We start from the raw sequence: 13100 nt of genomic DNA, 5'->3' as shown, positions 1-13100 counted from the left end.
ATGGTATAAAACGACAATTATCTGGAGGGAATAACAATGGCAGTAGATGCAAAAGCAGTAAAGGAACTTCGTGAAAGAACAGGCGCAGGGATGCTGGATTGCAAAAAAGCGCTTGAAGAAGCAAACAATGATATCACAAAAGCCGCTGAATTGCTTCGCGAAAAAGGTCTTTCCGCAGCAGCTAACAAAGCTGGACGTATTGCTACTGAAGGTACTGTAGAATCTTACATCCACGCTGGCGGACGTATTGGCGTACTTGTAGAAATCAACTGCGAAACTGACTTCGTAGGTAAAACGGATTCCTTCAAAGAATTTGCACGCGATATCGCAATGCAAATTGCTGCAGCTAACCCGCTGTATGTTCGTCGTGAAGAAGTTCCGGCAGAAGCTGTAGAGAAAGAAAAAGAAATTCTGAAGGCACAAGCGCTTAATGAAGGCAAGCCTGAGAAAATCGTTGAAAAAATGGTTGAAGGCCGTATCAGCAAGTTCTACGAAGAATATTGTTTGCTTGAGCAACCCTTCGTTAAAGATCCGGACAAAACCATTTCCCAGCTGCTGAACGAAAAAATCAGCACCATTGGCGAAAACATCTCCATCCGTCGTTTTGTTCGTTTTGAACTGGGCGAAGGTCTGGAAAAGAAAGTCGACAACTTTGTTGAAGAAGTAATGGCGCAAGTTAATCAATAAGAAGCAAGACTGATTACAACTTCATTGAACTGAATAATGCAAGCATCAAATGAACGGAACACAGGCACAATCGTGTTCCGTCTTTTGTAAGAAAGTGAGGGTATACATTTGGAACAGCCGGTATTTAAAAGAGTAGTCCTTAAGGTAAGCGGTGAGTCACTATCAGGACAAAACGGATATGGCATTGATGCCGAGACGATTATTTCCATCGCAGAGCAGGTCAAGGAAGTTGTTGAGCTTGGAGTTCAAGTCGCTATTGTTTGCGGCGGAGGCAATATCTGGCGCGGAATCGCAGGAAGCGCAAGCGGTATAGACCGTGCAACAGCCGACTACATGGGGATGCTGGCAACAGTGATGAACTCACTTGCACTGCAGGATGCATTGGAGCAAATCGATGTTCCTACCCGGGTACAGACCTCCATTTCGATGCAGCAGATTGCTGAACCGTACATCCGCCGCCGCGCCATTCGCCATTTGGAGAAAGGCCGCGTGGTAATCTTTGCCGCAGGAACGGGCAACCCCTTCTTCTCGACGGATACGACGGCAGCCCTCAGAGCAGCTGAGATTGAAGCAGAAGTTATCCTGATGGCGAAGAATAAAGTGGACGGTGTCTACTCAGCAGATCCTTTCAAAGACAGTACTGCCGAGAAATACGAGCAGCTGACCTACATGGACGTGCTGAACAAAAATCTTGGCGTCATGGATTCCACTGCATCCTCTCTGTGCATGGATAATAATATACCGCTCATTGTGTTTGCTATTACAGAGCAAGGCAATATCAAACGTGTCGTTCTCGGTGAGAAGATCGGGACGATTGTTAAGGGGAGTGTAGATTAATGCCACAAGCGGTCAAGAAAAATGCCGAAGAGCGTATGGAAAAAGCGATTTTATCGCTGAAACGTGATTTGGCCTCATTGCGGGCGGGACGCGCTTCGACAGCGCTGCTGGATCGCATTCAAGTTGAATATTATGGTGCACCTACCCCTGTCAACCAGCTGGCCAACATCAGCACACCGGATTCACGGACGCTGCTGATTCAGCCTTGGGACAGATCATCACTTTCCGACATTGAACGGGCAATTATGAAGTCCGATCTGGGACTTACACCGGCTAATGACGGTACAATCATCCGTTTGTCCATTCCTGCGTTAACCGAGGAACGCCGCACTGAGCTTGTGAAGTTCACCAAAAAGTTTGGTGAAGAAGCAAAGGTAGCCATCCGCAACATCCGCCGCGATGCCAACGATGATATCAAGAAAATGGAGAAGAACGGCATCTCGGAAGATGAATCACACGGACACCAAGAAGATATTCAGAAATCAACGGATAAGTTCATAGCTGAAGTTGATAAGGTGCTCTTGTCCAAAGAAAAAGAGATTATGGAAGTATAATGACAATCAAGAGACTTCAGGGCCCCTCCGTTTATGGTGGGGTTTGTCTCTTTCTGATAAGAGCTTGGAGGAAACGGAAATGATCAAACGGATTCAAGCATGGCTGAGCCGTAAAGACAGGCAGGAGCCACAGCCAGTCGAGATTTCACCGGACAACATTCCCCGGCATGTGGCTGTAATTATGGACGGCAATGGACGCTGGGCTAAACGGCGTGGTTTGCCACGCATTGTCGGGCATCAGAATGGGATGAAAGCTGTAAAACGTGCAACAATTGCCGCCAATGACCTGGGCGTTGAGTTTTTGACCATGTACGCTTTTTCTACAGAGAACTGGAAACGTCCTAAGGATGAAGTTGACTTCCTGATGCGTTTGCCTGTGGAGTTCCTGGCCCTTGAACTGGACGAGCTGATTGAGAAAAACGTACAAGTGCGCGTGATGGGTGATACCGATGCTTTGCCTACACATACCCGGAAGGCGATGGAAGAAGCCGTTGCCCGGACACAAGGGAATACTGGACTTATATTAAATTTTGCCCTGAATTACGGAGGACGTAAAGAAATCGAAGATTGCATGCGCGGATTGGGTCAGGATATCCAAGCAGGCCTGCTATCCCCGGAGGAGATTACATCGGAGCTGATCGACAGCCGACTCTTATCAGGCGGACTGCCGGATCCGGATCTGCTGATCCGGACCAGTGGAGAGATGCGGCTCAGCAACTTTATGCTCTGGCAGGTCGCTTACAGTGAGCTCTGGTTTACAGATGTATTCTGGCCGGAGTTTGATAAAACGCATTTGCTGCAGGCTGTGGCGGAGTACCAGAGACGCACACGCCGTTATGGTGGACTGAAGTAGCCTGATGGGAGATGGGAATCTTTGAAGCAGCGATTGATCACCGGAATTGTTGCCGGAGCAGTGTTTTTGGGATTGTGTTTTTTGGGCGGCTGGGCTTATCAGCTTTTGCTTGCCGGTATGGCGCTCATCGGGTTTTATGAATTTGTTAAAATGACAGGTGTCCGGGTGTTTGGTGGTACTGCAATACTTGGTTATGCTGCTGTAGCCTGCTACATGATTCCTTGGAGCCTGCTCGGAGTGAATCCATGGCTGTCCTGGGAACAAGGCATATGGCTTCTTCTGCTGCTGTTCCTGCTGGTGACGGTGTTCAGTAAGAATAAGCAGGATATTAAGATTATTTCACTCCTGTTCACAGGGATTGTATACATAGGAATGGGCTTTTCCTATATGGCTGTGGCCCGAGCTGCAGGCGACGGTCATGGGCTCTTCTGGACCTTCCTTTTGTTGTGCTGCATTTGGGGCAGTGATGCAGGTGCTTATTTTGTAGGGAGAAGCTTTGGGAGAAATAAGCTCTGGCCCTCAATCAGTCCCAATAAAACGGTAGAAGGAGCCCTTGGCGGGGTACTGATCTCTATCGTAATCTCCATTGTTTTCGCAATATTTGTTCCTGATCTGCTGACTTACGGACGCGCGCTGCTTATCGGTTTGTCCTGCGCTGTGCTCGGTCAGCTTGGAGATCTTGTACAATCTGCCTATAAACGGGTGTACGGTATTAAGGATTCAGGCTCGCTGCTGCCAGGTCATGGAGGAATTCTTGACCGCTGCGACAGCTGGATTATCGTATTTCCTTTCGTACATATCGTAATGCTTATGCCTTACTATTAAACGACGGGAAAGAAGGTTCACATATGAAGAAAATAAGTGTTCTCGGATCTACCGGCTCGATCGGCACTCAAACACTGGATGTAGTTGCAATGCATCCGGACTCTTTTGATGTTGATGGTTTGGCTGCAGGGAGCAATACCGCCCTGCTTTTGGAGCAGGTCCGCCGTTTTCAGCCTCGCCGAGTATCAGTGTCCACGAAAGAACTCGCTGAGCAGATCAGACCGGAGCTGCCTTCCGGTATTGAGCTTTTTTACGGAAGTGAAGGATTGATAGAAATTGCTGCAGGTGGGGACGCTGATACAGTCGTCACGGCAGTGGTGGGCAGCGTGGGCTTGCAGTCAACGCTTGCCGCGATCGAAGCCGGACGGCATATTGGGCTAGCCAATAAGGAAACGCTTGTCACGGCAGGGCATTTGGTTACCGAGCTTGCCAACCGTAAAGGTGTTAAGATGCTGCCCATCGACAGTGAACACTCTGCAATTTTTCAATGTCTAAACGGTGAGAACCGCGAGGATGTTTCCAGTATTACCATCACCGCCTCAGGCGGGTCCTTCCGTGATTACACCCGTGAGCAGCTGAAGAAGGTTTCCGTAGAGGATGCGCTTCGCCACCCCAACTGGAGTATGGGAGCCAAAATAACAATTGATTCGGCAACCATGGTTAACAAAGGACTTGAGGTCATTGAAGCGCATTGGCTGTTTGGTCTGCCCTATGAGCAGATAAATGTCCTGCTGCATCCGGAGAGTATCATTCACTCCTATGTAGAATTCCGGGACAGCAGTATTGTCGCCCAGCTCGGAAATCCGGATATGCGGGTCCCGATCCAATATGCGCTGACCTATCCGGAACGTTGGGAATCGCCTGCCGCGCGGCTGTCTCTTGCCGCAATAGGACGCCTGACTTTCCGGGAAATGGATTTTGTACGGTTTCCAGCCTTGAAGCTGGCGATTGAATGCGGGAAAGCGGGGGGGACGGCAACCACAGCCTTCAACGCGGCTAATGAAATTGCAGTTGCCCGTTTTCTCCGGCATGAGATTCCCTTCCTGCGTATTGAAGAGATTATTGAAGAAGTGCTCCAGCGCCTGGTGAATGTCAAACAGCCGGATTTACAGCAGATTCAGCATTGCGATGAGATGACCCGGGAGCTTGCAGCTAAACTTTAAATAAGTCACTTTATGTACTTGGAAAATGGAAATATTTTCTTTGCCCTGAAAAATTGGGTGAGACAGTTGATTCTCTTGTGCAAGGCCTTGGAATAATGATAAATTAAGAGGACATACTTCGGTCTTACACCTTAAGGGGGAATGTAACGCATGGAAATGGTAAGAGTCGTCTTTTTAACGGTGTTCATGTTCTTTGTTTTGGTGACCGTGCATGAATGGGGGCATTATTACTTTGCCAAACGCGCGGGTATCCTTGTAAGAGAATTTGCTATCGGTTTCGGTCCGAAACTGTTTTCTTATAAACGCAATGAAACCCAGTTCACGCTTCGCCTGCTGCCTTTTGGCGGTTATGCACGGATGGCCGGTGAAGATCCCGAAATTATTGAGATCGGTCCAGGGCAGACGATTGCCGTAAGACTGGGACAGGATAACAAAGTTAAGAGCATCTTTCTAGACGCGCTCGATACCCGCAGAAATGTAATCCGTGGGGAAGCGCAATATACCGACCTTGAGAACGAGCTGAAGATCCGCCTTGATGTCGATGGAGATGTCACCACTTATGATGTTCATCCACAGGCAATGATGATCAAACGGGGACAGCAGACACAGATTGCGCCCAAAGACCGTCAATTCGGCAGTAAAACTGTAGGTCAGCGTGCTTTGGCCATCGTTGCCGGGCCGGTGATGAACTTTCTGCTTGCTTTTGTATTGTTTGCGTTACATCTGCAGATGGCCGGTATCGTTATTGACAATCCAACCTTTGTGAAGATTGGAGATCTTAGCGAAGGTATGCCGGCTCAGAAAGCCGGAGTGCAAAAAGGTGACATTGTCGTCTCTATTAATGGAGAACAGATTGGCGGAGACTACCAAAAGATGATTTCATTAACTTCCGCTTCCAAAGGTAAAGAGATGCAGTGGACGCTGCAGCGCGGCGATGAAACCTTTAATGTGGCCATGATTCCCCGCAGTATGGAGGGCGAAGAAGGCGGCAAAGTGGGGATCACTCCTGAGTTGCCTACACGGCAGCCCGGTTTTGGCGAGACCATTACTAAATCAGGAACAGCCATGGTGGATTGGACCAAAACGATTTTTGTTAGTTTTAAAACACTGATTAATAATTTTAATATGAATGATATTTCAGGTCCGGTCGGAACAGCGAAGATAACGGGTCAAATCGCTCAGCAAGGCATTCAATATCTGACCTATTGGGCAGCTATTCTGAGTCTGTATCTCGGTATTTTTAACCTGCTGCCGATCCCTGCACTTGACGGAAGCCGTCTTGTCTTCCTGGGTGTAGAAGCACTTCGCGGCAAACCGGTAGATCCAAGCCGTGAAGGGATGGTCCATTTTGTCGGATTTGCCCTGCTGTTTCTGGTCATGATCGCCGTTACCTATAATGATATCCTGCGGTTAATCACCGGTTGATTTTTTCTTGAATGAATTAGAGCTTTGGCAGTCCCCGCAAAGGACTTGAACGATGTTGTGAAACCAAAGCCACACTTTGCAGGGCATTAGGAGGAGTTCCATCATATGGCAAAAGATAAGCAGTTTGTTACGGAAATCACCCCACAGAGCGAGGATTTCTCGCGCTGGTATATCGATGTAATCAAGAAAGCGGACCTGATGGATTACTCTCCGGTTCGCGGCTGTATTGTTTTCAAACCGGAGGGATACGAGATTTGGGAGCATATTCAGGAGGAAATGAACCGCCGCCTTAAGGCAACGGGCCACCGTAATGCTTATTTCCCGGTCTTTATTCCGGAAAGCTTCTTCCAGAAGGAGAAGGATCATATCGAGGGCTTTAACCCTGAGCTGCCTTGGGTTACGGAAGCTGGCGGTGATGTGCTGGAGGAACGTCTGGCGGTTCGCCCGACCTCCGAAACCATGTTCGGGCATATGTATTCCAAATGGATTCAATCCTACCGCGATCTTCCGGTATTGATCAACCAATGGGCCAACGTAGTCCGCTGGGAGAAGCGTACGCTGCCGTTTATCCGTACTACAGAGTTCCTGTGGCAGGAAGGCCATACGGCGCATGAGAATGAAACTGAGGCCCGTGAGGAAACGATGCGGATGCTTGAGAATTACCGTGATTTTGTCGAGACCTATTTGGCAATTCCGGTAATCACTGGACAGAAGACACCTTCCGAGCGTTTTGCCGGGGCGGTTGACACGTATTCTATAGAAGCCATGATGAAGGATGGACGAGCTGTACAGGCGGCAACCTCTCATTATTTGGGAACCAAGTTTGCTACAGCTTTTGATATTCAATATTTAAGCCGTGATAATGTACTGGAATATGTTCATACAACCTCATGGGGATCCACAACACGCTTAATCGGCTCGCTTATTATGGTGCACGGGGATGACCGTGGTTTGGCTTTGCCGCCTAAGGTCGCTCCAACACAGGTAATCATGATTCCAATCGGACCTCCTAAGACCCGTGAAGCTGTCATTGGCCGGACGGACGAGCTGTTCAAGGATCTGAAAGACGCAGGCATCCGTGTGCGTGTAGACGACCGTGCTGACGTTACTCCAGGCTGGAAATTCAATGAATACGAAATGCGTGGAGTGCCAGTCCGTCTTGAATTAGGTCCTCGTGATATGGAAAACGGGGTTTGTGTTCTGGTTTCGCGTATTACAGGCGAGAAGAAAATCATTCAGCAGGAGAAACTTGTCGCAGAGGTTAATGCCCTGCTGGAGCAAGTACACAATGAAATGTTTGAACGTGCGTTGAAATTCCGTGAGGACCACTTCTATTCGGTGGATACGTTAGCAGAAATGAAGGATTCGATGGAAGAACAGCGTGGTTTTGCTTTGGCAGGCTGGTGCGGTTCCGAAGAATGCGAGTCTAAAGTCAAGGAAGAAACAGGTGCAGGCAGCCGTAATATTCCGTTTGAGCCTGCGGTGAAGAAGGATACCTGTATTTGCTGCGGCAAGCCCGCTGCGCATACGGTTGTTTTTGCCAAGGCGTATTAATTCTTTGCTCAATACTATATAATTCTTCAGTATCTGAATGTAGCTTCTGGGAGAGGAGTCGGCGGGCCGAAAGAACCCAATGCTTTCACCTCCCGGGAGCTTTTTAAAATAGTGGACTCAAGGCTTCCTAATGTTTTCTTTGGTTTTGGAAATTAGGTTTTTTCAAATTGCGGGGAGATTTTATTATCTGTGTAAAAGTTAGGTGGGGGAAGCATGGAACAGAACGTGGAAAGAAGAAAAAGATTCGAGCTGTTGATGAAGCAGGGAGAGATTCCGCCTGCACTCATTGATCCCTACTTTTTGGACGGGCATATCGAACGTGTGGAAATCAGCCGCGGTAACCGGGACTGGCACATCGTTATTGCCAAAGATACTCTTGTTCCGGCACAGACCTACCGGACATTTTGTTTGAGAATGCGTGAGAAGCTGCAGCATATCGCCAAAGTCAGCTTCTTGTTTCTATATGATGAAAAAGTAAGCAGAGCAGAGCTTGTACAGGAATACTGGGGCTTGTTTCTGGAATGGGCGCAGCGCGAGATCCCATCGGTCAACGGTTGGCTGACCCGCTCCACTCAAGAGCTTCAAGACAGGACACTTCTGCTCAGCCTAAATGATTCGATGTCTTTAGAGCTGGCCCGTAAAAAGGGAATCGAAGGCGCCATTATTAAATTTTACGATAAATATTTTGGCCTGTCCCTGAAAGTTAAGCTGCAGATTGCCGAGAATGAAAACAGCAAAGCGGATGCTTATGAAGAGTTCCAGCAGAAGCTTCAGCAGGAGCAGCGTGAGCTCGTTGAAATGATGATGATGGCCAGCGAGCCGGATGAACCCGTTGATGAGGGAGATCCGAATGAAGTCATTAAGCTTCAGGTCGGTTATGAAATCAAGGAGCAGGCTGTGCCTATTCTGGAAATTCAGGATGAAGAGAAGAAAATCACGATTCAGGGTACGATCTTCGGACTGGACAGCAAGGAGCTGCGCAACGGCAATACCCTGTTCACCTTCTGCATCACAGACTTTACTGATTCTCTGCAAATGAAGATGTTTGCGAAGACCAAAGAAGATCTGAAGGTTATGGGCCAACTGGCCAACGGCAAATGGGTTAGAGCACGCGGCAAGGTTGAATATGACCGCTTTATGCAGATTCCGGAGCTGGTAATGATTCCATCGGATCTGAACGAAGTATCGGCACCACCGGCACGTAAGGATAATGCGAAGCAGAAGCGGGTAGAGTTTCATTTGCACACGACTATGAGCACGATGGACGCAGTGGCGCCAATTGACGCGTATGTCAAGACCGCAGCGAAGTGGGGGCACCCGGCAATTGCCGTCTCTGACCACGGGGTTGTGCAGAGCTTTCCGGACGCTAATCATGCTGCACATAAGCATAAGATCAAAATGATCTACGGCGTCGAGGCCAATGTGGTGAATGACTCGGTAAATATTGTGGAGAACGCACAGCCGCTGGACCTGAAGACCGCCACCTATGTCGTATTCGATATTGAAACCACCGGTTTGTCAATCACCCGGAATAATATTACCGAACTTGCTGCGATTAAAATGACCGGCGGCCAGGAGATCGACCGCTACTCAACGTTCGTGAATCCGCATGAGAAAATTCCGTACCATATTCAACAGCTGACCAATATTACTGATGAGATGGTTAAGGACGCTCCCGATTTGGAGCCGGTGCTGAAGAAATTCGTCGAGTTCATAGGCGACAGTATTCTGGTTGCCCATAATGCCAGATTTGATATGGGCTTCATTCAGGCTTCACTGGTGAAACTGGGTCTGCCTGTGCTGCCCAATCCTTCCTTGGATACGTTGGAGCTGGCACGTTTGTTGTATCCCAGCATGAAGAACCACCGGTTGAATACACTCGCCGACAAATATAAGGTTCTGCTGGAAAGCCATCACCGTGCGGTGGATGATACCATCGCCCTGGGAGGCATTCTGAACGGTCTGCTGGCTGATGCCGAGAAGATGAAGGGGATGACCCGGCTTGACCGGCTGAATGATTATGTAGGCAATGATCTGTCGAACACCCGGCCGTTTCACTGCGGCATTTATGCGCTCAATCCGACTGGCAAGAAGAACCTTTACAAGCTGATATCCATGTCGCATACGGAGTATTACAAGCGCGTTCCCTGCATTCCTAAGTCCAAGCTCGAAGAGCACAGGGACGGTCTGCTGGTCATTTCCGGCTGCGAACGGGGAGAGTTCTTTGAGGCTGTGCTCAATAAGTCTACTGAAGAAGCGATGGAGGTTGCCCAGTTCTACGATATTCTGGAGATTCAGCCGCTGACGATGTACATGCATTTGGTGGACAAGGGATTCGTGGCCAGCGCAGAGGATTTGCGGGGCGTAGTGCGTAAGGTTTGTGAAATCGGCGAACAGCTGAACAAGCCTGTTATTGCAACAGGCAATGTGCATTACTTGGAGCCGCGGGACAAGCTGTTCCGCGATATTACGATCCACGGGATTACAGGATTTAGCCCGCTCAAAGACCAGCGCAAGCCGGATGCCCATTTCCGCACCACGGAAGAAATGCTGGCCGAATTCGAATTCCTGGGCGCGGAAAAAGCGATGGAAGTTGTCGTCACCAATACGGTGGAGCTGGCTGACCGCTTTGAGGAATATGACCTGTTCCCGGACCAGCTGTTTACGCCGATTATCGATGGCGCTGATGACGAAATCCGCAACACCTGCTATGAGACGGCAAAATCAATCTATGGTGAGGAATTGCCTGAGGTTGTCGTTGCCCGGCTGGAAAAAGAGCTGGCGCCGATTATTAAATTTGGTTTTTCTGCCAACTATCTGATTTCTGAGCGTCTTGTGAAAAAGTCGAACAAGGATGGCTACCTCGTAGGTTCCCGTGGTTCGGTAGGTTCGTCAGTAGTTGCCACCTTCCTCGGAATCTCCGAGGTAAATCCGCTGCCAGCTCATTATATATGTGTAAATCCGGATTGCCGGCATAGTGAATGGTTCCTCGACGGCAGCGTGCCAAGCGGCTTTGACCTGCCGGACAAGGTCTGTCCGGACTGTGGCGGTAAGCTCAAGGGTGAAGGCCAGGATATCCCCTTTGAAACATTTCTGGGCTTTAAGGGCGATAAGGTTCCCGATATCGACCTTAACTTTTCGGGTGAATATCAGCCGAACGCCCATAACTTTACCAAAACAATGTTTGGTCCGGACAACGTATTCCGTGCCGGCACCATCGGTACGGTGGCGGAGAAAACTGCTTTTGGATTCACGAAGAAATATGAGGAACATCATCAGAAGCGCTGGCGGGGAGCGGAAGTGGGACGTCTGGCCGCAGGCTGCACCGGGGTCAAGCGAAGCACTGGCCAGCATCCCGGCGGTATTGTCGTTTTGCCGGATTATATGGAGATAGAGGATATTACTCCGGTGCAATTCCCGGCAGATGATGTCAATGCGGAATGGAAGACCACCCACTTTGACTATCACGCCTTTGATGCCAACCTGCTAAAGCTCGATATTCTGGGCCACGATGATCCGACAATGATGCGGATGCTGCAGGATTTAACAGGAGTGGACCCTACAACCATCCCGATGAACGATCCGAAGGTCATGAGCATGTTCAACTCTACTGATGCACTTGGAGTAAGGCCTGACCAGATCCGGACCCCTGTGGCTACCTACGGAGTTCCGGAAATGGGGACGAAATTTGTCCGCCAGATGCTGGTGGAGTCGAAGCCTTCCAGCTTTGCCGACTTGCTGCAAATCTCCGGGCTGTCGCATGGTACGGGAGTTTGGCTCGGCAATGCCCAGGAACTGATCAAGAACAACACCTGCAACATCAAGACAGTTATCGGCTGCCGCGATGATATTATGCTGTTTCTGATTTACAAGGCTGGAATGGATGCGGGACTGGCCTTCAAAATTACCGAGAGCGTACGTAAAGGGAAAGGGCTGTCTGCTGAATGGATCGAGGAAATGAAAAAGTGCAAGGTTCCTCAGTGGTACATTGATTCCTGCCTGAAAATCCAGTACATGTTCCCGAAGGCGCATGCCGCCGCCTATGTTATTTCCGCGGTCCGTACCGCCTACTTCAAGCTGTATCATCCTATTGAATATTATGCGACATACTTCACGGTGCGGGCCGCTGATTTTGATATTGAACTTTGCTGCCAGGGTTACGAAGCCATCGCCCGCCAGATTGTAGATATTGAACAGAAGGGCTTCCAGGCGCTTCCAAAGGAAAAAGCGATGCTGCCGATTCTTGAAATGGCGCTTGAGATGACAGCCCGTGGTTTTACTTTCAAAAATATTGATTTGTACCGTTCCGATGCCAATAAATTTACCGTTGACGGCAAAAGCCTCATTCCACCGTTCTCTGCACTCGCGGGAATCGGTGAGAATGCCGCCTATAACATTGCCGCCGCCAAGGATGCCGGAGAGTTCCTCTCCATCGAGGATTTCCAGCAGAAGTCCAAGGCGAGTAAGACGGTAATTGAGCTGCTGACCGGGATGGGCTGCTTCCGCGGCTTGCCGGAAAGCAATCAGCTATCCCTGTTTTAAACTACAAATTGGATGCCTGAAAAGTGGCAGTCAAGGGCTAGCACTTGTCAGTGCTGTTGCACTATGGTATAATTTTTTTGGTAATAATGAGATAAGTCCGTTGTGTAAAGAGTGGGGAAACCCACTCTTTATCTTTGGTATATAGCAAAAGACAAGTTCGTGGAGGTTAATTTCTTTTGAGCACACCCAAATCCAAAATTAAACAAACGGTAGAGCAGATGCTCGGGTCCTATCTCGAGGACAATGGTTTCGAACTGGTGGACGTTGAATACGTGAAGGAAGGCTCCAACTGGTTTTTGCGCATATTCGTAGATAAAGAAGGCGGCATAGATATTGACGACTGCGGTGCCATCAGCGAATATTTCAGCTCGAAGCTGGACGAGAATGATCCTATACCCGAGGCTTATTTCCTTGAGGTTTCCTCGCCGGGTGCTGAGCGCCCGCTTAAGAAAGCGGCGGATGTTGCCAAAGCGGTAGGCAAGGACGTGTATGTGACAGTTTATGAGCCGATTCAGGGACTCAAAGAATTCGAAGGTCGTTTGCTCTCATTCGAGAACGAGGAACTGCTCATCTCCGCGGGCAAAAAAGAACATGTAGTACCGTATGCCAAAGTCGCCAGCGCGAGATTGGCCATTATTTTTTAACGTCTTGAAAGGGGGA

The 13100-nt window shown here is 49.1% G+C and carries 10 protein-coding genes; all 10 read left to right on the top strand.

What is annotated here, in order from left to right:
* The first annotated feature begins 36 nt into the window (after positions 1 to 36).
* The 10 genes from tsf (at position 37) to rimP (ending at position 13084) form a co-directional block, all read left to right on the top strand.
* A complete protein-coding gene (gene tsf / locus NSS79_RS20165) occupies positions 37 to 687 on the top strand; it encodes a translation elongation factor Ts (RefSeq protein ID WP_038593448.1) in 651 nt (216 codons plus the stop codon).
* A gap of 108 nt (positions 688 to 795) precedes the next feature.
* Complete coding sequence (gene pyrH / locus NSS79_RS20160) at positions 796 to 1524, top strand: UMP kinase (protein ID WP_038593446.1); 729 nt, start codon at positions 796 to 798, stop codon at positions 1522 to 1524.
* On the top strand, positions 1524 to 2078 hold the full coding sequence (gene frr / locus NSS79_RS20155; RefSeq protein ID WP_038593444.1) for a ribosome recycling factor: 555 nt from the start codon (positions 1524 to 1526) through the stop codon (positions 2076 to 2078). The genes pyrH and frr overlap by 1 nt, the downstream gene beginning before the upstream one ends.
* Before the next feature lie 79 nt (positions 2079 to 2157).
* Complete coding sequence (locus tag NSS79_RS20150; protein WP_038593442.1) at positions 2158 to 2931, top strand: isoprenyl transferase; 774 nt, start codon at positions 2158 to 2160, stop codon at positions 2929 to 2931.
* A 21-nt stretch (positions 2932 to 2952) separates the two neighbouring features.
* Complete coding sequence (locus NSS79_RS20145) at positions 2953 to 3756, top strand: phosphatidate cytidylyltransferase (RefSeq protein ID WP_342435863.1); 804 nt, start codon at positions 2953 to 2955, stop codon at positions 3754 to 3756.
* A gap of 23 nt (positions 3757 to 3779) precedes the next feature.
* On the top strand, positions 3780 to 4919 hold the full coding sequence (locus NSS79_RS20140) for a 1-deoxy-D-xylulose-5-phosphate reductoisomerase (protein WP_342435862.1): 1140 nt from the start codon (positions 3780 to 3782) through the stop codon (positions 4917 to 4919).
* A gap of 150 nt (positions 4920 to 5069) precedes the next feature.
* Positions 5070 to 6344 carry an RIP metalloprotease RseP gene (gene rseP / locus NSS79_RS20135; protein ID WP_342435861.1) on the top strand — a complete coding sequence of 425 codons (1275 nt, stop codon included), beginning with the start codon at positions 5070 to 5072 and terminating at the stop codon, positions 6342 to 6344.
* A gap of 105 nt (positions 6345 to 6449) precedes the next feature.
* Positions 6450 to 7898 (top strand): proline--tRNA ligase, encoded by a 1449-nt coding sequence (gene proS, locus NSS79_RS20130; RefSeq protein WP_342435860.1) that lies wholly within the window; start codon positions 6450 to 6452, stop codon positions 7896 to 7898.
* Positions 7899 to 8111: 213 nt separating this feature from the next.
* The gene (locus tag NSS79_RS20125) at positions 8112 to 12440 is read left to right on the top strand and encodes a PolC-type DNA polymerase III (RefSeq protein ID WP_342435859.1); all 4329 of its coding nucleotides are present in this window, start codon (positions 8112 to 8114) and stop codon (positions 12438 to 12440) included.
* Between the two features lie 176 nt (positions 12441 to 12616).
* A complete protein-coding gene (gene rimP, locus NSS79_RS20120) occupies positions 12617 to 13084 on the top strand; it encodes a ribosome maturation factor RimP (protein ID WP_038593427.1) in 468 nt (155 codons plus the stop codon).
* Positions 13085 to 13100: the final 16 nt, after the last annotated feature.

This window comes from Paenibacillus sp. FSL L8-0436 (assembly GCF_038593025.1).
In the GTDB taxonomy this organism is placed as follows: domain Bacteria; phylum Bacillota; class Bacilli; order Paenibacillales; family Paenibacillaceae; genus Paenibacillus_AQ.
The sequence above is the reverse complement of the archived record's forward strand: the minus strand, read 5'-3'. Positions and strand labels throughout refer to the sequence as shown.